The sequence below is a fragment of the Paenibacillus physcomitrellae genome, assembly GCF_002240225.1.
Taxonomy (GTDB): domain Bacteria; phylum Bacillota; class Bacilli; order Paenibacillales; family Paenibacillaceae; genus Fontibacillus; species Fontibacillus physcomitrellae.
In genome coordinates, this window is record NZ_CP022584.1 from 2,011,926 (window position 1) to 2,034,175 (window position 22,250).

A 22,250-nucleotide genomic window follows, 5' to 3' on the forward strand; every position below is an offset into this window, starting at 1 on the left:
CAGCAAAGAGGCCGCCCGGCAGGGACGGCCTCTTCTACTTTGTCTTAAGCAATCCGGCTTGCCTCCGGCTCTTCCAGATTGGTTATTTGCCGGACCTTCCGTACGGGGGAGAATATTAGCAGGAACAAGGTCATCAAAGACATACATCCGGCCAGCACCAGAGTGCCCCGCAATCCGGCCCAGGTGCCAAGCAGCCCGCCGAGCAAAGCGCCAAGCGGGACAGCGCCTCTGCTGATAAAGGTTTGGGCAGAATTTACTCTGCCCATCTTATCATTTGGTGTTACCGCCTGTCTCAGACTCACTTGGGTAATATAATATACGGTATTTCCCATGGAGGAGCACATTTGGGCCAGGATAAGCAGGGGGAGAATCAGCAGCAGATTACCGGAAGCCGCCGATACAAGCAAATAGCCGACTCCTATGAGTACCGAAGAACCGATAATGGCTAAACCGATTCCCACTTTTGCGGCCATCCGGCTTGCTGCCATGGCTCCAAACAAAGCGCCCAGACTTCCAATCCCGTAGATCAGGCCGATATGGCTGGCATTTAAGGACAGCTTATGTACAAGAAACAGCATGTACACCGCATCAAACGAGCAGCGTGAGAAATTAAGCAGCGCCGTTGAATAAGCAATAGTTCTGAGAAAAGAGTTCGAAACAATCAAAGAAAATCCGCTTTTGATTTGAAGGAAGATACTTTTACGGGGAGCGGCCGGCATGGTCTCTACCGTTTTTATCCGGCCGAACATCCAGATCGACAAGAAATAAGTCGCCACATCAACCCAGATGGCAAACGGGGCGGTTAAAGCCTGGATCAGACCTCCTGCCGCGCTGGGACCGGCAAATTGTGCCGCTGCCCGGGTGGCCTCCAGCTTGCTGTTGCCCTCCGTCAGTTCTTCTTTGCTTACAATCGAAGGCAGAAAGGCCTGGTAAGCAAATTGAAAAACCATCGAACAGGCCGCCGTCAAGAAAGCAAGGATATAAAGGGATTCGATCGTAAGCCAGTCCAGGGCATGAAGAAGAGGAATCAAGCAAAGCAAGAGCCCGCTGATGAGGTTGGCATGCTTCAGAATCGGAAGACGGTTAACCCGGTCCACCCAAACTCCCGCAAATAAACCAATGAGAAAATAGGGCGCGGTAGAAGCCGCTGTCAGCAGTCCCATCTGTATCGGATCTGCATGAAGGAGCGTTACCGCAATTAAAGGCACGGCCACGAAAGTGACTTGTGAGCCCATTGTCGAGATCGTTTGCCCCAGCCAAAGCCACCGGAAATTCCCGTTATGCCATAAGCTCTTTCTATCATTCCACGATCGATTCATCTTCGTCCCCCCCGAAGTCGATTACATAGTTTCAGCAGCAATATCCCTTTCAACTATACCAATAATATCCATATAAGGGATAAAATTTTTGTCATGATCCCGGGAATTTTCGGATTGATTGTCATAAGAAAAAGCACCGGGGAATCCCCGGCGCTTGTCGTCGTTCATTCTGTTGTTTTCCGTCTGCTTCTGCATAAATACATCAATCGGTTCGCAGCGCATAGATCGGCCGCAATTTGGCTGCTTTATTGGCCGGGATAACGCCGAATACCACCCCGATAAACAAGGAAAAACCGAAAGAGAGAATTACAATGTCCAAGGATACGGACGTGTTCATAGATGTGTAGTGGCCGACCAGCGCGCTTGCCCCATAGCCCAGTCCGACCCCGATGATTCCACCCATGCCGCTTAACATCGTTGATTCGATCATGAACTGGAGCAAAATATTCCGTTTCTTCGCTCCGATCGCTTTCCGGATGCCGATTTCCCGGGTTCTTTCACTGACGGAGACCAGCATGATGTTCATGATGCCGATGCCCCCGACGAACAGGGAGATTCCGGCGATGCCGCCCAAGGCGATCGAGAGCGTTTGCGTCGTGGAATTCAACGTGTCGATCGCATCCTGCGAATTGAAGACGGTATAGGAATTGGTCGCATTTTCAAACTTTTTATCGAGCACGGCTTCAATCCGCGATTTAACGTTTGCGACCTGCTCGGCGCTTTGTGCCTGAACCGTGATGGAGCGCACCCCTTTGCTTTGCATCACCCGTTCCGCCGTTTTGATCGGAATCAGGATTTTGTCATTGTTGGAGGACGTCAGGCTTGTGCCTTTGGACTCCAGCAGACCCACGATTTTAAAAGGCGAACCGTTCAGCAGGATAGTTTGTCCGAGAGGGTCCTCCGTCCCGTACAATTCGCTGGCCGTGTCCGTCCCGATCAACGCCACCTTCATCCGGTAACCGTTGTCGATGTCAAGGATGTACCGTCCGGACTGGACGTGAAAATCCTGAACGTCTTCATAGGCCGGCGTGATGCCTTCCACGGAAACCGACGTGTTTTCGGTGCCGTGTTTGGCCGTCATGGAGCCGTTGATGACCGGGGAGACATTTTTTACTCCGTTCAGATCGCCCAAGGCTTCGGCTTCATCGTAGGTCAGGTAAGTCGTGTTGCCCCGGCCCGTGATGCTCACCGTCAGCAGGTCCGTCCCCAGACCTTCGAGCTGCGAGGTAATCTGGGAGGTTGTGCCTTTGCCGACCGATACAAGCGCGATAACGGAGGATACCCCGATGATGATGCCCAGCATCGTCAGGAACGACCGGATTTTACTGCCGGATATGCCTTTCCAGGCCATCTTGAAGCTTTGAAAAAACATCATGCCGGATTCCCCCGATCTTCGACGATTTTGCCGTCCTGAATACGGATGACCCGTTTCGCCTGCTCGGCAATGGACAAGTCATGCGTGATCAGAATGATCGTATGTCCCAGCGCGTTCAGCTCTTTCATTTTGTCCATAACCTCGACGCCCGTCTTGCTGTCCAGGGCGCCGGTTGGTTCATCCGCGAGCAGCACGGGCGGGTTGCCGGCAATCGCCCTGGCGATCGCCACCCGCTGCTGCTGGCCGCCGGACAGCTCGGATGGACGGTGGTGCATCCGCTCGCCAAGTCCGACCTTGGCGAGCGATTCCTCGGCATTTCTGCGCCGCTCCTTATGCGGCATGCCCCGGTAGACCAGCGGGAGCTCGACGTTTTCCAGCGCCGAAAGCTTCGGCAGCAGGTTGAACTGCTGAAAGATAAATCCGATTTTTTCATTGCGGATTTTGGCCAGCCGGTTGTCGGACAGCTTCTTGACATCCTGTCCGTCCAGCAGATAAGTGCCCTCTTTAGCGATATCCAGACATCCGAGCATGTTCATAAGGGTTGACTTGCCTGAGCCCGACGGCCCGATAATGGCAACGAATTCGCCGTATTCGATCTTGAAGTTAATATCGTCAAGAACGGTCATCTTTTGATCGGCCATCACATAGCTGTGACCCAAGCCGACCACTTCAATCAGCGGGTGTTCCTTATCTTGAGCGGCTGTCTGATTCATTAACGGCCACCTCCGCCGCTAACGCCGCCTCCTCCGGAGCGGGTGCCGCTGCCTCTGCTGAAGCCGCCTCCTCCGGTGAAGCCTCCGCCCCCTAAACCGCCTAAACCTCCTGCTCCGCCAAAGCCGCCTGTAAAATTCCCTTGAGCCTGCGCGTTTGCCGAGGAAGTCGTGGACGCTCTAACCGTAGGAACCACTACTTTATCGCCTTCGTTTAAGCCGCTGACGATTTCAATAGTGTTTTCATCGTGAATGCCAACCTGGATCTCTTTCATTTGGACCCCGCTTGCCTCTCCGGTCCGGTTCGAAGCCCCGGTGCCACCGGCTGCGCCGTTGGTGCTGGCGTTAGCCGAGCTGCTGTTTCCGCTTGTCGTGCTGTTTCCGTTGGCCGTACTGCCGCCGCCGGCTGCGCCGTTTCCGAAACCTCTGGTACGGCCTTCCGTTCCGGAAGCAATGCCGCTGGATGAGGTACCCGCGCTTGTTGTTCCAGCACCTGCCGTGCCTGTATCTGTAACCGTTCCTGTGCCGTTCCCCCCTGCTGCCGTTTGTCCGCCGGAGGTTTGCCCGCCGGAAGCTTGTTCACCGGACGTTTGTCCATTCCGGAATGAACGGGTGCCGCCGGCCGAAGCGCCTTCACCTTGTCCTGACGCTCCGGCAGAGAATCCTGCACCTTCTCTGCCGGAGCCGCTTTCGCCGCCTGCAGAGGCTTCCGCCGAACCTGAAGGTAGAATAACCATGTATCTGTCCCCTCTTTGCTGTACCGCTTCGATAGGAAGCGTAAGGACATCTTTTTTCTCCTGGATGATGATCGAGGCTTCCGCCGACATGCCTACGCGGGCTCCGTCCGCTTTTTTCAAAGCGATCGTAACATCGAATAAAGAAACCCCGTTAGAGGATGAGCCTTCATTCGCAATCTCGCTCACTTCACCGTCGAACGTCTGATCCGGCAGTGCGTCCAGCGTGATTTTGGCGGCCATCCCTGTTTTAACCTGCGGAATGTCCAGTTCGTCCACACTGACCTTGACGCTGAGCTTCTGATAGTCCGTAATGACAAAAAGCTCCGTGCCGTCTTTGGCCTGCTCACCGTCGGTAATGCTCACCGTCGTGATGGTCCCGTCGATCGGCGCGAGCAGCGGCTCCGGAGCAGCCGCGTCCTCCTGCATTTTCGCCAGGTCATCCTGGGCGCTGCTGATATCCAGCTCCTGCTTTTCGATCGACTTTTTCACTTCATTTAATTCGTCGTCGGTCGCCCCGGATTGGACTTTTTCTTTAAACTGTTCCTGCAGATCCTCCAAATCCGATTGCTGCAGCTTGATGTTGGATTCGGCCTGCTTGACCTGGTCGGAAATATCGTCTGCCTCGTAGGTCAACAGCTGCTGGCCTTTTTTGACTACGTCGCCGACCTTGACCAGCACCTTGTCCACCTTGCCTTCGTCTTTCGGACGCACGCTTTCCTGCCCCGTGGCTATGACGGAACCTGAGCCCGAAACGCTGACCGTAATGTCCCCTTTCTTAACGGTGGTCGTGCTCTGCGGTGCGGCTTGTACCTGAACTTGTTTCCCCGGATAAAACTGCAGAAACACAAAAACGGCGCATGCCAGCACCACAACCGCAACCCCTGTCCAAATCCATCCCTTTTTTTTCATCGGCGCCCCTCATCTCTCCCTATACAGAAATGTATGTATTGTGTTCCTTTATTCTACAAAGCCGAAATTAATGGTTCCTGAAATGAAACTGAAGGTTTGCTGAATGTTTAACTTTCGGGAGATGTAGAGGCGCATAAAAAAAGACGGAGCAGGCCTCTGCTTCGTCTGGTGATGCCTTGTGGTGCCTTGGCACCTCTATTTAGTTCGGTTTTTGGCTGTTTCCGGACGACAATTTTGCCTCATGCCTCCATCTGCCGGCGGCGTAAGGCCGCCTGCTCGGCATGACGGGCCGGAACCTTGAAGAGAATCAAACGATAAAGCTCAACCAGAGCAAAAGCCGAAAGAGCATCTAATATAACATGCTGCTTCATAAACAGGGTCGAACAAATAATGGTGACCGACATTCCCCCGATCAGGAGCCTGTTCATCAGGCCGCGCGCAGGACTGGTAAACATCATCCGCAGAACCATATAACTTGAAAAACAATGAATACTCGGAAAACAGTTAAACGGCTGATCCCGGTCGTAAATAAAAGTGACCAGGCGGGAAAAAACGTCGCTCCCGCTCACAAGCGGGCGGGGGACCGTCGTCTGGAACACGCTGTAGATCGCGTAGCAGGTCAGCGCGCAAACCGTATAAAGCACGATAGACTGGTAATAGGCCTTTCTGTCCCTGAAAAAGAAATAGACCAGACAAGCGTAAATGTAAAAAATCCAGACCCCGTAGGGTACCGAAAAATACTTGATAAACGGTGTCGCACGGTCAAAATCAGTAACCAGAGAATACACATGTTTTGTGGGATGATCCACAAAATGATACAAATACCCCAGCAGCGGAAAAACAAGCATTAGAGCCAGCGGCAGCCAGCGCTGCTGCTCTTTGAGACGAAGTGATGCCCATTTAATCATTTACAATCAGAACCTTCCCAGACAGGATCGGGCAGCCAAAGGCCCCTGAACATTACTGACTTATTTTACTGCTCCGTCAGCAGGGCGGCAACCTCTTTTCAAATGGAAATTTGGCCCCCCTCACGGGGCCCTCGCTTCGACGAACCCCCAGGGGTTCTCATCCCAAGACGCAAAAAAGCTCTCCCGAAGGAGAGCTTTTGAAGACGTCCCAGAAGGGATTCGAACCCCTGACCGACGGCTTAGAAGGCCGTTGCTCTATCCAGCTGAGCTACTGGGACATATGTAAGGACAACGTATATTATTATACGGGAATCTGGATTTATTTCAAGTGTTTTTGATGATAGACCCGTGAGGCAGCAGCCGCCAAACGCGGTGCTGCGCACGGGAACGGTGACAATCTCCAGAAGTCATATTTCTGCGGCAGGCTTCGTTCAGAGTACAGCTACGATAAATTTTTAGAGGTACTCCTTCATTTACAGGCTCTCCTTCCTTACAGGTTCTCTTGCAGTTTGGCCGCGATTCGCTTCATTCCGAACAACGTATTCTTAAACTGCATACGATGAAGTTCGGTTGTTTGTGTTATCGATGACAGATGGCCGCCGAATTCCTCTTCGGAAATTTCTTCGTACGAGTTATGCAGATTGTTGTTGTACCAGTCGATTTCCGGATCGATGTCGGTACTGTACATGTGGACGATGTCGTAAGCCCCCTGAGGTGTCTTGGCTACATAAACGAGCAGGTCATGCTCGCCCGCTTTGCCGGAGCTGACCTCAATTTCCGCACAGCGCTGGCCGTTATAATCGGTCATCCGGCGGAACTCCGCGTTGGTGATTTTGTACATGCTGTCTTCCCCTTTCCTGGTTTCAATTGCAAACGCATCCTCATGTAGTTTCCATAAAGGACAGACATTTTATGCCCTTGTTCGGCATAATGTGTTATTACTTTGGGCGACATCACTACGCACCAGGGAGTGGCTGAAAGAGAGGATGAACATTAACCATGTGTGGAATTACAGGATTTATTGAATGGGGCCGGGACCTGACGCAGGATTCCGAGCTTCTGGTGAATATGACTGAAACCCTGTCCAGACGGGGGCCGGACGGTCACGGAACTTGGATTTCCAATCCCTGCGCCTTCGGACATCGCCGCCTGAGCGTCATGGATCCCGAGAACGGCGCCCAGCCGATGACTTTTGTGGATGAAGACACTGTGTTCACTATCGTATACAACGGAGAAATCTATAACGCACTCGAATTAAAAAGCGAGCTCCAGCAAAGAGGCCATCATTTCCGTACGACGTGCGACACGGAAGTTCTCCTTCACTCCTATGCCGAATGGGGTCCGGGCTGTGTGGACCGGCTCAACGGCATTTTTGCGTTTGCGGTGTGGGACAGCGTGAAGCAGCATGTTTTTTTCGCAAGAGACCGTCTAGGGGTTAAACCCTTGTTCTACAGTGAACAGGACGGACTGCTGGTCTTCGGCTCGGAGCCGAAGGCGATTCTTAAACACCCGGGAGTCGAAGCGTCTGTGGACGCGGAAGGGCTGGCCGAAATTTTTGCGATTGGACCGGCTCGTACACCTGGCCATGGCGTCTACAAAGAGCTGAAAGAGCTGCGCCCGGGGCATGCGATGATTTACAGCCAGTCCGGGCTGCGGATTTATCCTTATTGGCAGCTCCAAAGCGTGGCTCATGGGGACAATGTCGAGCAGACGGCCGAGAAACTCCGCGCCCTGCTGACGGATACGGTTGAGCGTCAATTGATCTCCGATGTGCCCCTGTGCACGCTGCTGTCCGGCGGACTGGATTCCAGCGCCCTTACCGCGCTGGCCGTCAACTACTACAAACAAACCGGCCAAGGTCAGGTCCACACCTTCTCCGTAGACTATGTGGGCAACGACAAACATTTTAAAGAGCATGTTTTCCAGCCGGGAGCCGATGGCCCGTGGATTAAACGGATGGTCGACGAGCTGCAAACCGAACATCACTATATACTGATCGACACGGATTCTCTGGTGGAAGCCTTGGATGATGCTACAAGAACCCGGGATATGCCGGGGATGGTCGATGTGGATTCTTCCCTGCTGCTGTTCTGTCATGAAATTAAAAAAGAAGCCACCGTCGCCCTGTCCGGCGAAGCGGCGGATGAAATCTTCGGCGGCTACCCTTGGTTCCACCGTCCAGAATTACGCGATTCCGGCACCTTCCCATGGTCCGTATCCAGCGCCTTCCGTGCCGGGCTGCTGTCGCCGGAGCTGAGAGAACACATTCAGCCGCTGGATTATGTCGAAAGACGTTATCAGGAAGCGCTGGCCGAGGTTCCCGCACTGGAAGGCGAAGACGACAACGACGCCAAAATGCGTGTACTCTCCTACCTGAACATCACCCGTTTCATGCCTACCCTGCTGGACCGCAAAGACCGCATGAGCATGGGGGCGGGACTCGAAGTACGCGTGCCGTATTGCGATCACCGGCTGGTCGAATATGTGTTCAACATCCCCTGGCACATCAAAATGACCGGCGACCGGGAAAAAGGTATCCTGCGCAAAGCCCTTGAAGGGCTGCTGCCGGACGACGTGTTGTACCGCAAGAAAAGCCCGTATCCAAAAACACATAATCCGGCTTATTTGGACGCCGTCCGCAATCAGATGCTCACGGTGCTGGATGATCCTTCATCCCCGATTCTCCCGCTGATCGACAGCAAGAAGCTGCGCGAAATCGCGGCAACAACCGATCCAACCTCACATCTGCCTTGGTTCAGCCAATTGATGTCCGGTCCGCAGCTGTTTGCCTATATCACCCAGGTAAACCGCTGGCTGAAGGATTATAACGTATCTATTCGATAATCGAACCGATAATCGAACTACTAATCGAACCCGGCTGAAGTAATCAAATACTAACAAACCAGCATGCAAAAAAGGCATCCCGCCCAGGGATGCCTTTGCTTTGTTCTATAAATTAAATCCTGCCTAATGGAACGACCTATATAGTAAGGCCAACACTGGTGAATCCTGATTCCCGGCCAGCGGATAGAGACGGGGAAAAAAGCCCTCCGTTACAGCGGTTTCGACTGCTTCTCCAGCAGCTCCGTAAGCTTGTGCAGCGCACGGCCCCGGTGGCTGATCGCCTGCTTCTCTTCCAGGCTGAGCTCAGCCATTGTCTTCTCGTATTCAGGCAGATAGAACAGCGGATCATAACCGAATCCACCGCTGCCGGACGGCTCGGACGTAATCCAGCCCTCCACCTCGCCGTCCGCCTCCACAAAACTTCCTGTTGCCGGATCATAATAAGCCAGGCTGCAGACGAATCGGGCCGGGCTGAGCAGCGGCTGCTCCGTATCTTCGCCCAAGCTCAGTTCGGCAAGCTCGGCCAGTAATTTTTCGTTGTTCATTTCGTCAGTCGCGCCTTCACCGGCAAAACGGGCGGAATACACGCCGGGTCTGCCGTCTAGTCGGTCTACGCACAAGCCGGAGTCGTCAGCTAGAACCGGCAGGCCCAGCCGGTCACCGACCTCTTTGGCTTTCTTGCGTGCATTTTCCGCAAAGGTCTGGCCATCTTCCACGACCTCCGGCACGTCCGGAAAGTCATACATGCTTTGAACCGGCTTTCCCAGAAAAGCCAGCGCGTGAGCGAACTCACGGACTTTCCCTTTGTTGCGCGTGGATACGATGATCGCATTCTGCTCCGTCATGCCTGCGCTCCGCCTCCAATTTTGTCAGCTATGGCCCCCAGCGCCTCACGCTGCTGAGTAATCATTTCGCTGATGCCTTTCTCCGCCAAAGCGAGCAAGCCATTTAATTCGTCCCGGGAGAATGGATTCTCTTCGCCTGTTCCCTGGACCTCTACAAATTTGCCCTGCCCTGTCATAACAACGTTCATATCGACTTTCGCTTTGGAATCCTCTTCATAATTCAAATCCAGCAGCAGCTGTTCCCCGATCACACCAACGCTGACGGAAGCCAGATAATCCGTTACCGGAAATACAGGCAGATTATGTTTCACCGCCAGCTTGTGAATCGCCATCGTCATCGCCACGAAAGCACCCGTAATCGAGCTTGTCCGCGTACCGCCGTCGGCTTGAATAACGTCACAATCGATCAGCACGGAACGTTCGCCAAGTGCCTCCAGATTAACAACCGAACGAAGCGCCCGGCCGATCAGGCGCTGGATTTCCATTGTACGGCCCGTCAATTTGCCTCGGCTGGCTTCGCGCTGATTGCGGGTATGGGTCGCGCGGGGCAGCATCGAATATTCGGCTGTTACCCAGCCTTTGCCTTGTCCCTTCATAAAAGGAGGAACCCGTTCTTCCACCGTTGCTGTACAAATCACCTTTGTATCGCCTACTTCAATGAAGACGGATCCTTCCGCATATTTATTCGTATTTACCGTAAGTGTCATTGCTCTACGCTCATCCTGAGCACGGCCATCCAGTCTCATGTTCCTGTTGTCCTCCTTAAATTCCCCATTATGCGGGGGCCTTGCTCCCCTTATTCTACCAAAGTCACCCGGCAAAAGCACCCTGCCTTCGCAGTCCTTGCCCCGCAAAAGCCATAGGCAAAAAAAAGAGACCGCCTGGTCTCTGATGTTTTGGTCCATCCCGGATGTGTGCTTGAGATCCGGTACAGGAGTTTCCAGCCTAAGTCAGTTTATCCGTTTTTGTCCGGGAACATCCCTGTTTATACGGACAAATCGTTGATTTTTTCCGGCCGGGTAACCGGGCTGCTGTAGGTTTTATTTTCGGTGTCCACCACATTTTTGCTGTCGTTAAACGTAATATTGACCTTGCTTCCTTTGGCGTTCTCTGTAACGGTGAGTACAACCGCCTCCAGCATTTGCGACGGAATCCGCTCGCCGCTTTCGAACATGTCATCATTCAGTGCGACGTTCACCACATCGTCCTTGGAAGTATCCACCGACTTCAGGGAAGCCGTTTCGGTGAGCACCTGCTCAAGCCCGTCCCCTTGCTGCGGACCGTCAATCAATTGGCCAAGCGCTGCCTTCAGCGGATCATCGCTGTTTGGAACAAAGCGGGTTACGGGTACAAAATAAGAGGACCCGTCTTCCGAGGTAGCGGTGAAATAAACCGTCACAGGTGTCGTTTGAGAAACGCTTGCTCCCCCGTTTAATTCCAAATTGATGCCTACGGCGCGGCTTAACGGGTATGGAATTGGCGTATGGTCAACCGGCATTTCGTTTAAACGCTGCCCGTCCACCCATACCTCGACGGAGTCTATGCCGGGCTGCTCGGTAAGCGTCCAGGTCACGGCCTCCATAACTTTTCGTTCATCCGCTTTGTCGTAGCCTTCGAAGTTTTTGGAAAACTCAACGACGGCCAGCTTCTGATCGGCTTTGACCGTTACACTTTTGACTTCGGTGCCTTCCGGCAGAATGCCGTTAAATCCTAATGGGAGCTCGCTTTGATAAGGGCCGTTCTTCACCAGGGTTTCAAGGCTCTTGACCAGTTTGTCGTTAGTGACTTCTCCGCTGGCCGCCTGTCCCTGTTCGTCTGCGGCCTTCGACGAATCCTGGACTTCCGCCGAAGTGTTATGGGCTTGCTGTCCGCCTTCATCTGCTGAATCTTCCGCGTTTGCCGAATCATCGGCAGCGGCTGCCAGGTCCTGCTCGTCCGCTTCAGACAAGCTTGAAGGGTTGGCGGTATTGTCCGCAGCGCTTTCCTCTTCAAGCGGATCGGCCGCAGAGGTTTGCTGAGCCTCTGAATGGGTTGAAGCTGCACCTGTTGAAGCTGTACCATCCGTATTTTGCACGCTGTCTGCAGTGCCTCCGTCTCCGTCAATTGGCAGTGACACCGGGGCTAGCAGCCCTTGTCCATTGTCCAGATAGACCGTTGTCAAAGCTGCCGGATCATGCTGCACTTCTGCTGCAGTCGGCGTTTCGCCGCTCAGCATTTGAGCTTCTACATTGGCTGGAGGCGCGTCGATCGTGCCGGAAGGGCCGGCTCCGATCAAGGAGCAGCCTGATAAAATAAGCGGCAGCGCAACCGCGCCGGCGGCGGCAGTCTTTTTCCAGTGTTTCATACGTTTCATGAATGGGGTCCTCCCTACGTTTATTGGGCTGGTTTGTACTACTATGTATACGAGCCTTCTTTTGAAAAATAACTATATTTTTTGCAGATTTGGACAACTTATTAAAGATGCTGAGAATGAGGTGAACTAGAAATGGAAGAACCCAAAATTCCTTATGCCCTGAATAGTAAGAAGGTCGCAGAGGCCACGAAATACTGGCTGGAGAAACGCGGCGTGAAGCTCGAGGAAATCGCTGAGCTGGTCTTGCTGCTGCAGAAGAAATATTACCCGAACCTCACTATGGAAGAGTGCCTGCATAACGTGGAACGGGTCTTGTCCAAACGGGAAGTGCAGAACGCGGTGCTTACCGGGATTCAACTGGATATTCTATGCGAGCAGGACCTGCTCATTCCCGAATTGCAGGATATGATCAAATACGATGAAAGCTTATACGGGGTAGATGAAATTCTTGCCTTTTCGATTGTCAACGTGTATGGAAGCATTGGATTCACAAACTATGGTTATGTGGACAAACTCAAACCCGGTGTGCTGGAGCGTCTCAACGACAAAAGCCTCGGGCCGGTCAACACTTACCTGGATGACATCGTAGGAGCCGTAGCGGCCGCAGCAAGCAGCCGGATTGCTCATCGCAAGCAGGCTGAACGCGAACAAGCCAGCGGTGAGGATTCTGTGGATACACTGGCTGAGAAAGGAACCTCTCTGTAAAAAGATAAAGCTGTCCAGGACGGATCTTCCGATCTTGTCTTGGACAGCTTCTTTTTAGCTTAGAATTCAATAAATTCGGGCTGCCTTACGGCTGCTGAACTGATAAAGTCCACGTTCCCCCAGTTCCATTTCCGCCTCATTTCTGTGCACCAGAAGAGCCAGATGCGCCAACGTTTCCGACATGGCGAAACGCATCTGATGAATGCCGGGCCTCATCCCGAAGAGGGCTTCGCAGATCTTGAAGCCGGTTTGGGTTCCTTCCTGCTTCAGCAGACCGGCCACCTTGGCCAAACGTTCCTCATGATGATCAAGCAGCTGCTGCACTCTTGAATGAAAGGAATCAAACGGATGACGATGCCCCGGAAAAGCGGTATTTACCTCAAATTGTCCCAGCTTCCGCAAGCCGTCCATGAAGGTCTGAAGCGGCTGCTCATCTCCCCCAGGATAGAAGCTGATATTAGGCGAGATTTGCGGCAGTACGGCATCCCCGCAGAGCATCATACGTTCTTCGGCCTGATAAAAGGATAAATGGCCGGTTGCATGCCCGCCGGTCAAAACAGGCTGCCAGAGCCAGCCTCCCATTTCAAGCTGCCGGCTTTCATCGATATAGGTCACTTCCGGCATCGGCTCAACCTGCTGGTAGAAGCTCTCCAAATGCTCCGGCAGCTGCCGGACAAGCGGCTCTGGAAAACCATGCTGCCGGAACAGCTCCGGCAGGGCTCGGTTCATGGACCTGTCCGGCTGCCACATCCGGAGTGCTTCACGGTGAGCTTCCTCTGACATCAGCACGGGTGCACCAAATTGCTGCTGAAGCCAGCCAGCCATACCGAAATGATCAGGATGATGATGGGTAACGATAATTTGTTTGACCTGCTGCGGGCCAATCCCGAATCTCTCCCGTATCCTCTTCCATTCTTGCTTCGTTATGTCCGAGCGCGGACCCGGGTCAATAATCGTCACCCCGCCGGATTTCGGCTCACGCAGCAGATAGCTGTTAACGAACCTCAGCGGGGGCGCCATCGAGATCGGAAGCTGAACCAATCTTCCGTCCAGCCATTCTTTGCTCCCGGGCCCTTCCGGATTTCCTGTCATCTCAAGCTTCTCAGCCATCTTACATCCTTCTCCCCACCATAATCATACGTTTGGATTTATATTGATCATACGGATCTTTATCGCTGTAACTCCCGTGAACCGCCTCAATCTTCAGACCAGCCTCTCCCAGCATCCACTCGAACTGGTCCCGAGAATAAAGCTTTATACGTTCCTCATATTGTCTTGTCTCGCCCGGGTCGCCTTCGGCATTGATGATTTCGATCTTCTTCTTCACAAAGCCGTTCTCCATCCAGCGGGTTTCTTTAATTAGTTGTCCATCATCAATCCGCTCGGACTGCGGGACCAAATGGCGTATCGTATATTCGGCATTCAGGAAGTCGATTACAAACCGTCCAGACGGTTTCAATACTCTCCGTATTTCCTCCAGCACTTTAAGGTGCTCTGAATCCTGAATAAAATAGCCAAAGGAGGTGAACAGATTGATTACCGCATCAAACTGCCCGTCGGCAAGCGGGAGACTTCGCATATCGGCTTTCAGCCAGGTAATGAGACCGTCCGGATCCTGTTTGATCGCCTCACGCAGCAGCATCTCCGACAAATCAACCCCGGTCATGTGATAACCGGACTGCTGAAGCGCCAGCGAGTGCCTTCCGGTTCCGCAGCATAAATCCAGCATTTTTGCTCCAGGTTCAAGGCCCAGCCACTCGATCATCTGCCGGACTTCCTGCCTCGCCCCCTGCTCATCCCGGTGTTTATAAACAAGCAAGTAATCTTCGCCAAAGCTGTGCTCGTACCATTCCGCCATCATACCGACTCCTTCTTGTTCTCCGGTTCCCTTTATTTTATAACCCTTTGCTTCCATTTCATATACCCTATTAACTTAAACAGGAATCTTCCTGCCTAACATGCAAACAAGCAGCAGCCGGGACTACCCCCGGATCTGCTGCTTGTTAGCTTTAGCTCTTGCAAAGAGATTATTCGTTTGTTGTCGCTCCGTCTTCGCCAGCTGTTTCAGCGGAAGCCGCGCTGCTGTCCAGCGAATTATTAATCGTAGATTTGGATCTCAAATCATCCAGCCAAGAAGTCGACATCGTGGACACCTGTTGGGTAACCAGCAGGTCTTTGATCTCGCCTTTCTTCTCGTCCAGGGTAGCGCTGTGTGCAGCCTTAGTATCCGTAGCTTTAACTACTGCAAATTGGCCGTCGGACGTTTTAACCGCGCTGCTGATGTCCCCTTTCTTGAGGGAGAAAGCAGCTGTTTCAATCGCCGGATCTACCGTTCCCGAATCCTTCGCAAAGAAACCAAGGTCGCCGCCGTTGTCTTTGGTAGCTGTATCCGTAGATTTCTCTTTAGCCAAAGCGGCAAAGTCAGAGCCGCCTTTCAGCTGGGAAATAATATCGTTGGCTTCTTTTTCAGTCGCCACTACGATTTGGGAGGCTTGTACCTGAGCAGGCGTATCGAATTGGGCTTTGTTCTGATCAAAGTAAGACTTAATCTGATCATCCGTTACCGTTACTTTAGGTTCAAGCAGCTTGCGGATTTGAGCTTCTTTCTTAAGCTGATTCTGGAAATCATCAGCGGTCATGCCATATTGGGCAAGCAGCTGGTTCAGTGCATCTTCGGAACCGAACTGCGTGATGTAGAAATCTCTTTCTTTCTTAATGTCGGCGTCAGTAACCTCAACGTTAGCTTTAACGGCTTCCTGACGGATCAGCTCGTCGTCGATCATTCCGCTGAGTGTTTGTTCACCGCCGGCTTTAACCAAAGCATCGTACAATTGGCCTTTTGTAATCTTGGCGTCGTTGACAGTAGCCACGGCTTTCTCGGAATCCTTCTGAGCAAACGGACTTGTGAACAAAGAAATGACAAGCAGAACGGCCAGAATGAGCGAAATTCCCATCCACAAGCCGCTGTTTCCGCGTTTCACCGGCGGTTCTTCATTCGCAGGAGCTGCTTCGGAAGCGTCTTCGGCTTGCATAACGGCCAAAGCCTCACTGTTCGCGTCAAGACCGGTCACCAGCGGGCCTTCTTCGCCACTTTTGTCTTCAGCGCGTACTTCTTGCTCTTGAACTTCTTCAGGAGCTTGTCCGACCGCGTCCGCTGCTTCTTTATGTTCAGCTTCAGCCTCGTGCACCTGCTCTTCTTTTACAGGCTCGGAAGCGTTAGGGTCTACTCCCTGCAAATCTTTTTTCTCTTCAGTCATTAATACGTGACTCCCTTCTGAATTTCTAAGCTTTTATTAAGATACCAGAAATTTGATGTAAAAACCTTAACGTTTACTAAAAATTATTCTTCATCTTTTTAAGGTTATATTAAGGTTAGCCAAAAAAACAAGATTCATCCATGTTTATCCAATGGACAAACGTGCGCGGACTCCATTTCCGCTGTCAACCAAAACGTAGTACAATAGACCATAGATTGATGTCAGGGAGGATTAAATAATCAAATGAGCTACCAAACTTATTTTGAAAACCGCAGAGAACAACATTTAAATGAACTCAAGGAATGGCTCTCCATTCCGAGTATCTCCGCTATTTCGCAGCATAAACCCGACGTGAACCGTGCGGCCCAGTGGCTCGCCGATACCTTGAAACGCGCCGGTCTTGAAAATGTCTCCATCAACGAAACGAAAGGCCATCCGATCGTGTACGCCGACCATCTGCACGCGCCGGGCAAACCGACGATTCTTGTGTACGGCCACTATGACGTGCAGCCTGTCGATCCGCTGAACCTGTGGCAGACGCCTCCGTTCGAGCCGGATGTCCGGGACGGAAAGCTTTACGCGCGCGGCGCAACGGACGACAAAGGCCAAGTATTTCTACATATTAAAGCCGTTGAAGCCATTCTTGCCGAAGAGAAAGAGCTTCCGGTCAATATCAAATTCTGCATTGAAGGCGAAGAAGAGGTGTCCAGCCCGAATCTGCCGATTTACCTGGAGCAGAACAAGGACAAGCTTGCAGCTGACGCGGTGCTGATCTCCGACACTTCCCTGATCGAAAAAGGCAAACCGGCCATCTCCACAGGCCTGCGCGGTTTGTGCTCTCTGGAGCTGACGATCAACACGGCGAACACTGATCTTCATTCCGGCTCCTTTGGCGGCGGCGTGCCAAATGCTCTGCATTCCATCGTGACCCTGCTGAACTCGCTTCATGACGCAGACGGACGTGTGGCCGTTGAAGGTTTCTATGACGATGTTGCCCCATTGTCTCCTGAAATGCATGCCGAGTTCGAGAAACAGCAGTTTAATGAGGAGAAGCTGAGACAAGATCTCGGCCTGACTTCCCTGTTCGGCGAACCGGGTTATACGTTTGTAGAGCGCGTTGGCGCTCGTCCTACCCTGGAGATTAACGGCCTGTACGGCGGCTTCCAGGGCGAAGGCTCCAAGACGGTTATCCCTAAAGAAGCGCATGCCAAAATCACCTGCCGCCTGGTAGCCAACCAGAATCCGCATGACATTTTGGAGAAAATCGAACGCCATCTGAAGGCTAACGTGCCTACCGGCGCCGTGCTGACGTTCTATCCGGGCGAGAAGGCTTTTGCTTTCAACATCGACCCTTCGCAGCCGATGCTGCAGAAAGCCGCTGACGCTTATGAAAAAGTGTACGGAACCCGCGCCCTCTTCACGAAAGACGGCGGCTCGATTCCGATCGTCGAAACCTTGTCCCGCGTGCTGACAGCTCCGGCCGTGCTGATGGGCTTCGGTCTGCCTGACGAAAACCTGCATGCGCCTAATGAGCATTTTAATCTGGAGAACTTCGATAAAGGTCTCCTGACCATTGTCGAATACCTGAGATCTCTGTAAGATTTCCTGACAACAACCGCCCGTTTCTCTCTGAACTCCAGAGAGGAAGGGCGGTTGTTCTTTGATTTCAGCTTGATAAACGATCTATAAATGGATATATATCCCACACCCCCCCCTCTAAATTAGCCCATTGCAAAATTTTATCAGTCTTTTTTATTTCTTGCTTTTTCCCTCCCCGAATGCGGGCATGTCCGCCCTTCATGGCAAGCTTTAAATCGACCATAGCGCCAAACCATTGATACTGCTGGTGTTGAGCGGCTTCCTGGCCGGATAATTAGCCGTCATTAAAGCGTCCTCATAGGGTAAAAACAACTCGGTTTGTAAACGGTTAATCGGAGCTTCTTGTAAGCGCAAACATCTGTGGGAATGGCGTTCCATCACCTTGACGCTTCACTTTTTCCCATGATAGGGTAGTTAACAAGAAGCCGGAAATTACTTTTTATTCCAAATGGAACATGCAAATTTCGGACCGGCTGCAGGATGAAACCTCACCAATCTACTAACAAAGGGGATGATGAGTTTTGATCAAAGGATTCATCTTTGATTTTGACGGCACGATTATTGACACAGAAACAGCCTGGTATTATGCGTTTAGAGACGCTTATGCCGAACATGGGGTTGAGCTGACGCTTGAGCAGTACTCCACCTGTATCGGAACGGATCTGAACGGCTTTAATCCTTACGAATATCTGATGACCGATTTAAACCTGCCGCTCGACAAAGAAGCATTCCGGCAGTCCATTCACCGCCGCCACGGCGAGCTGATGGAGCTGGAAGCGATCCGGCCGGGCATTCAGCAATACCTGGACGCCGCCAAAGAAGCCAAACTGAAGCTAGGCGTAGCCTCCAGCTCCTCCCGGGAGTGGGTCGAGAAACATTTGGACCAGCTTGGCATCACCGATTATTTTGAATGCATCAAAACCTCGGACGATGTAGCGAAAGTAAAACCGGACCCCGAGCTGTACCACCAGGCGCTGCAATGCCTGAACCTGAAACCCGAAGAGACCGTTGCGATCGAGGATTCGCCTAACGGCTCAAAGGCTGCCGCGGCCGCCGGGCTGCACTGCGTTGTGATTCCCAACGAAATCACCCGGTTTCTTGAATTTCAAACTCCGCATCACCAAACCAGTCGTTTAAGTGACCTCGATTTTGACCATGTCGTATCCCGCAAGCTTTTTCTTGAAGCCTGACCATTATTTTTGAAGTTTAGTAGATCTGTCGCCGCCCCCTGCCGCAAAGCGTTACCCGCTATCCACGTGGTCAACGGAAACCAGGGCATGGGAGAACGATTTCCTGTTATTTTGATTTTGCCCCTACCGCTTTCTTCCGCTTGTCCTGGTCCTGATCACGTCAGCACAACCTGACTGAATAAGGAGGAACAACTCTATGAAAGCTGTACATTTTGGCGCTGGCAACATCGGAAGAGGATTTATCGGCCCTGTGTTGTCCCAATCCGGTTATGAGGTTTGTTTTATCGCAAGGAACATGAAGAAGGTCGAGGAGCTAAAGAGACGCCGGCAGTATCCGGTAGTGCTCGCCAACGAAGACCGGGATTCCTTCCTCGTTCATAATGTGACCGCGCTCAGCTTGGGCGAAGATCATGCCGTTGCCGCCTCCATTGCAGAAGCCGACATCGTGACGACCGCCGTGGGTGTGAGTGCTTTAAAAGATATATCAGAGGCGATTGCCAAAGGCATCAGTCTGAGACTGAAGAAATTTCCCCAAGCCGGACCGCTGCATGTGATGGCCTGTGAAAACGGCATCGGAGCCAGCAGCCTCCTGAAGAAATGGGTGGGGCAGCATTTAAGGCCGTCCGAAGCCGAACTGGCGGAGACGCGGGTCGCTTTTCCCAACACGGTTGTCGACCGCATCGTACCGGTTCAGAAGCACAGGGATCCCCTGCGGGTCATGGTGGAGCCTTTCTGCGAATGGGTGATCGACCGCAGCCAGCTAATTGGCGAGCTCCCCCCTATTCAGGGCGCTAAATTTGCCGATTCGCTTCATCCCTATGTAGAACGCAAACTGTTTACGGTAAATACCGGCCACTGCTGCGCGGCTTATTACGGTTATTTGGAAGGGTACGGCACCATTCATGATGCCATGCGCGACCCGGGTATCCGTTCCAAGGTTAAAGGAGCCATGCTGGAAACCGGCCGGATGCTGGTTGCCGAACACGGCTTTGATGCCTTCAAACATGAGCTTTATATCGAGCAAATGCTGGAGCGTTTCGCCAATCCGCATTTTAACGATCAAATTCTCCGCGTTGCCCGTTCTCCGCTGCGCAAGCTTTCCCCTGAAGACCGCCTCATTTCTCCCGCCCGAAGGGCGAACGAGGCCGGGCTTAAAACGGAGCATCTGGTGTCGGCCATAGCAGCCGCCCTGTTGTTTGATTCCTCCAAAGATCCGGAAGCGGTACAGCTGCAGGCTCTTCTCCGCCAGAAAGGCGTCGAGCAGGTGGTGAAGGACGAGCTGGGTTTTCCTGAGGAGCATGCGCTTCACCGCAAAATCGTCGCCAGCTATCATAAACATTGCCTGAAATATCCGCACCTCGCCCATTCCGGCTTCGAGGCGATGGTCAAAAACAAACTGCCTTTGGCTTCCAACGAGGATTGATCCGGAAGAATCCAGAGTTTATGGAATAGGCTGAAAAGCAAACCATAGTCAACAAGACGCGGACCTTTCCTCCCCTAAAGCGGGATGGAGAGAGGTTTTGCCCCTTCCAACAAAAAAGCCTCCCCGCTTCCCATAAGGGAAGCCGGAAAGGCTATTTGCATTTTCGGGGACTTTGAATGAAGCGACTATATCTTAAGTTCCCCAAGCTTGATCAGCTCGACTACCGCTTGCGCGCGGCCCTTGACGTTAAGTTTTTGCATGACATTCGAGATGTGGTTTCGGACGGTTTTTTCACTTATAAACAGTTGTTCTGCAATGTCCCGAGTCGTTTTGTCCTGCACAAGCAGTTCAAATACTTCCCGCTCCCGATGAGTAAGCAAAAATTTGCTGTTGCGATCGCTGCCCTTCAAAATGTGTCACCCCTCCTTGCCCGGGTTTTGTTGTCTAACAAGGTTAAGGGATACAGTCAACACATTTTATGAGAGGGTCCACTTATTGGTGCGATGGCGAGTTAAAAATGGGCTTACTCCCCCGGCACTTATACAATGCCGGGGAGTTCAGCTTTATTTAAACGCCATCGCCGCCTGAACGGCTTTTTTCCAGCCGCTGTACAACGCTTCCCACTCCTCCTGCGGCATTGCCGGTTCATATCGCTGCGCCAGCTTCGATTTGCTGCAGATTTCCTCGCGGCCGCTCCAGAAACCGACGGCCAGGCCGGCGAGATACGCCGCGCCAAGCGCCGTCGTTTCGCTGATTTCCGGCACTTCGACCGGCACATCCAGCAGCCCGCTGAGGAACTCCATCAGGAAGCGGTTGGCCACCGCCCCGCCGTCGGCGCGCAGCGTCGGCACCGCGATGCCTGAATCCTGCTCCATCGCTTGCAGGATGTCTTTCGTTTGGTACACAAGCGACTCCAGCGTCGCACGGATGAAATGCTCCTTGCTGGTGCCGCGCGTCAAACCAAACACGGCGCCCCGGACGTCGCTGTCCCAATAAGGGCTGCCCAGTCCAACAAAAGCCGGCACCACGTACACGCCTTCCGTAGAGGCAACTCTCTGCGCATACGTTTCGCTGTCCTTCGCCGATTTGATCATCCGCAGCCCGTCGCGCAGCCACTGCACCGCAGAACCCGCTACAAAAATGCTGCCCTCCAGCGCATATTCCACTTTGCCGTTTATTCCCCAGGCAATAGAGGTAATGAGGCCGTGTTCCGAGTCCACGGGCCTGCTGCCGGTGTTCATCAGCATAAAACAGCCCGTGCCGTAGGTCGTTTTGACCATACCTTCTTCAAAGCAGGTTTGCCCGAACAAAGCCGCCTGCTGGTCTCCCGCCGCCCCCGCGATCGGCACCCTGGCGCCGAAGAAATGATATTCCACCGTGTGGGCATAAATCTCGGAGGACGAGCGGACCTCCGGCAGCATCGCTTTCGGAATGTTCAAAATTTCGAGCAGCTCCTCATCCCAGCCCAGCTCGTGAATGTTGTACATCAGCGTGCGCGAAGCGTTCGAGTAGTCGGTCACATGAGCAAGACCGCCCGACAGCTTCCAGATCAGCCAGGAATCGACGGTGCCGAACAGCAGCTCCCCGCGTTCCGCCCGCTCTCTTGCGCCGTCTACGTGATCCAGAATCCATTTCACTTTGGTGCCGGAGAAATAAGGATCGATAAGCAGGCCTGTTTTTTGATGAAAAAGCTCCTGCAGCCCCCGCCGTTTCAAATCCTCGCAAATCTCCGACGTTTGCCGGGACTGCCAGACGATGGCGTTGTAAACGGGGATGCCCGTATTTTTATCCCAGACGATAGCGGTTTCCCGCTGGTTGGTGATCCCGATGCCGCTGACGTCCGCAGCCTTCACGCCCGACTCCGACAAGCAGGAGGCAATCACCGCCAGAATGGAACCCCAGATTTCATTGGCATTTTGCTCCACCCAACCCGGCTTTGGAAAATATTGCGGGAACTCGTGCTGCGCCGAATGCACCATCCGTCCTTCCTTGTCGAATAAAATAGCCCGCGAGCTGGTCGTGCCTTGATCCAGAGCCATGATATATTGCCCCATTATCCGTTCCTCCCCGTCCTCT

21 protein-coding genes and 1 tRNA gene are annotated in these 22,250 nt (G+C 52.8%); 5 read left to right on the top strand and 17 right to left on the bottom strand.

The features are described from left to right. Positions 1–44: 44 nt before the first annotated feature. The 8 genes from CBE73_RS09120 to CBE73_RS09155 all read right to left on the bottom strand — a co-directional run bounded on the left by CBE73_RS09120 (position 45) and on the right by CBE73_RS09155 (position 6,799). Positions 45–1,319, bottom strand: coding sequence for an MFS transporter (locus tag CBE73_RS09120; RefSeq protein ID WP_094093967.1), 1,275 nt, complete (start codon positions 1,317–1,319; stop codon positions 45–47). A gap of 21 nt (positions 1,320–1,340) precedes the next feature. Then, positions 1,341–1,514: a hypothetical protein gene (locus CBE73_RS09125; protein WP_174704687.1), complete on the bottom strand. Its 174-nt coding sequence runs from the start codon at positions 1,512–1,514 to the stop codon at positions 1,341–1,343. A gap of 7 nt (positions 1,515–1,521) precedes the next feature. After that, a complete protein-coding gene (locus CBE73_RS09130) occupies positions 1,522–2,694 on the bottom strand; it encodes an ABC transporter permease (RefSeq protein ID WP_094093969.1) in 1,173 nt (390 codons plus the stop codon). Next, on the bottom strand, positions 2,691–3,407 hold the full coding sequence (locus CBE73_RS09135; protein WP_174704688.1) for an ABC transporter ATP-binding protein: 717 nt from the start codon (positions 3,405–3,407) through the stop codon (positions 2,691–2,693). Before CBE73_RS09135 ends, CBE73_RS09130 begins: the two co-directional genes overlap by 4 nt. After that, the gene (locus tag CBE73_RS09140) at positions 3,407–5,050 is read right to left on the bottom strand and encodes an efflux RND transporter periplasmic adaptor subunit (protein WP_094093970.1); all 1,644 of its coding nucleotides are present in this window, start codon (positions 5,048–5,050) and stop codon (positions 3,407–3,409) included. Before CBE73_RS09140 ends, CBE73_RS09135 begins: the two co-directional genes overlap by 1 nt. A gap of 239 nt (positions 5,051–5,289) precedes the next feature. Continuing rightward, positions 5,290–5,958 (bottom strand): phosphatase PAP2 family protein, encoded by a 669-nt coding sequence (locus CBE73_RS09145; protein WP_094093971.1) that lies wholly within the window; start codon positions 5,956–5,958, stop codon positions 5,290–5,292. Positions 5,959–6,162: 204 nt separating this feature from the next. Next, a tRNA-Arg gene (locus CBE73_RS09150) sits at positions 6,163–6,236 on the bottom strand. A 212-nt stretch (positions 6,237–6,448) separates the two neighbouring features. Then, positions 6,449–6,799 carry a hypothetical protein gene (locus CBE73_RS09155; RefSeq protein ID WP_094093972.1) on the bottom strand — a complete coding sequence of 117 codons (351 nt, stop codon included), beginning with the start codon at positions 6,797–6,799 and terminating at the stop codon, positions 6,449–6,451. A 158-nt stretch (positions 6,800–6,957) separates the two neighbouring features. Between CBE73_RS09155 and asnB the strand changes: the two genes are divergently transcribed. After that, positions 6,958–8,802: an asparagine synthase (glutamine-hydrolyzing) gene (gene asnB, locus CBE73_RS09160; protein ID WP_094093973.1), complete on the top strand. Its 1,845-nt coding sequence runs from the start codon at positions 6,958–6,960 to the stop codon at positions 8,800–8,802. A gap of 209 nt (positions 8,803–9,011) precedes the next feature. Here the strand turns inward: asnB and CBE73_RS09165 are convergent, their stop codons facing one another. The 3 genes from CBE73_RS09165 to CBE73_RS09175 all read right to left on the bottom strand — a co-directional run bounded on the left by CBE73_RS09165 (position 9,012) and on the right by CBE73_RS09175 (position 12,000). After that, on the bottom strand, positions 9,012–9,647 hold the full coding sequence (locus tag CBE73_RS09165) for an XTP/dITP diphosphatase (RefSeq protein WP_094093974.1): 636 nt from the start codon (positions 9,645–9,647) through the stop codon (positions 9,012–9,014). Further along, positions 9,644–10,393, bottom strand: a complete 750-nt coding sequence (rph, locus tag CBE73_RS09170; RefSeq protein WP_094093975.1) for a ribonuclease PH — start codon at positions 10,391–10,393, stop codon at positions 9,644–9,646. Before rph ends, CBE73_RS09165 begins: the two co-directional genes overlap by 4 nt. A gap of 239 nt (positions 10,394–10,632) precedes the next feature. Then, a complete protein-coding gene (locus CBE73_RS09175) occupies positions 10,633–12,000 on the bottom strand; it encodes a GerMN domain-containing protein (protein WP_094093976.1) in 1,368 nt (455 codons plus the stop codon). Positions 12,001–12,132: 132 nt separating this feature from the next. Between CBE73_RS09175 and CBE73_RS09180 the strand changes: the two genes are divergently transcribed. Next, entirely contained in the window at positions 12,133–12,705 is a 573-nt protein-coding gene (locus tag CBE73_RS09180) for a phosphatidylglycerophosphatase A family protein (RefSeq protein ID WP_094093977.1), read from the top strand. Between the two features lie 66 nt (positions 12,706–12,771). Here the strand turns inward: CBE73_RS09180 and CBE73_RS09185 are convergent, their stop codons facing one another. From CBE73_RS09185 to CBE73_RS09195, 3 genes are all read right to left on the bottom strand, one after another. After that, positions 12,772–13,815, bottom strand: a complete 1,044-nt coding sequence (locus CBE73_RS09185; protein ID WP_229752628.1) for an MBL fold metallo-hydrolase — start codon at positions 13,813–13,815, stop codon at positions 12,772–12,774. A 1-nt stretch (position 13,816) separates the two neighbouring features. Further along, positions 13,817–14,563 (bottom strand): class I SAM-dependent methyltransferase, encoded by a 747-nt coding sequence (locus tag CBE73_RS09190; RefSeq protein ID WP_094096216.1) that lies wholly within the window; start codon positions 14,561–14,563, stop codon positions 13,817–13,819. Between the two features lie 169 nt (positions 14,564–14,732). Next, the gene (locus CBE73_RS09195; protein WP_094093978.1) at positions 14,733–15,962 is read right to left on the bottom strand and encodes a peptidyl-prolyl cis-trans isomerase; all 1,230 of its coding nucleotides are present in this window, start codon (positions 15,960–15,962) and stop codon (positions 14,733–14,735) included. 243 nt (positions 15,963–16,205) lie between these two features. Here CBE73_RS09195 and CBE73_RS09200 point away from each other — a divergent pair, with 243 nt between their 5' ends. After that, positions 16,206–17,561, top strand: coding sequence for a dipeptidase (locus CBE73_RS09200; RefSeq protein ID WP_094093979.1), 1,356 nt, complete (start codon positions 16,206–16,208; stop codon positions 17,559–17,561). 67 nt (positions 17,562–17,628) lie between these two features. On the opposite strand, the gene CBE73_RS22130 is transcribed toward CBE73_RS09200, so the two are convergent. Beyond that, complete coding sequence (locus CBE73_RS22130) at positions 17,629–17,784, bottom strand: hypothetical protein (RefSeq protein ID WP_174704689.1); 156 nt, start codon at positions 17,782–17,784, stop codon at positions 17,629–17,631. 298 nt (positions 17,785–18,082) lie between these two features. On the opposite strand from CBE73_RS22130, the gene CBE73_RS09205 reads away from it, so the two are divergent. Together CBE73_RS09205 and CBE73_RS09210 are read left to right on the top strand one after the other, a co-directional pair. After that, entirely contained in the window at positions 18,083–18,751 is a 669-nt protein-coding gene (locus CBE73_RS09205; RefSeq protein ID WP_094093980.1) for an HAD family hydrolase, read from the top strand. 196 nt (positions 18,752–18,947) lie between these two features. Then, complete coding sequence (locus CBE73_RS09210; RefSeq protein ID WP_094093981.1) at positions 18,948–20,174, top strand: mannitol-1-phosphate 5-dehydrogenase; 1,227 nt, start codon at positions 18,948–18,950, stop codon at positions 20,172–20,174. 185 nt (positions 20,175–20,359) lie between these two features. Here CBE73_RS09210 and CBE73_RS09215 read toward each other — a convergent pair whose 3' ends face one another. Together CBE73_RS09215 and glpK are read right to left on the bottom strand one after the other, a co-directional pair. Then, on the bottom strand, positions 20,360–20,584 hold the full coding sequence (locus CBE73_RS09215) for a helix-turn-helix domain-containing protein (protein WP_094093982.1): 225 nt from the start codon (positions 20,582–20,584) through the stop codon (positions 20,360–20,362). Positions 20,585–20,737: 153 nt separating this feature from the next. Beyond that, positions 20,738–22,228 carry a glycerol kinase GlpK gene (gene glpK, locus CBE73_RS09220; RefSeq protein ID WP_094093983.1) on the bottom strand — a complete coding sequence of 497 codons (1,491 nt, stop codon included), beginning with the start codon at positions 22,226–22,228 and terminating at the stop codon, positions 20,738–20,740. Between the last annotated feature and the right edge of the window lie 22 nt (positions 22,229–22,250).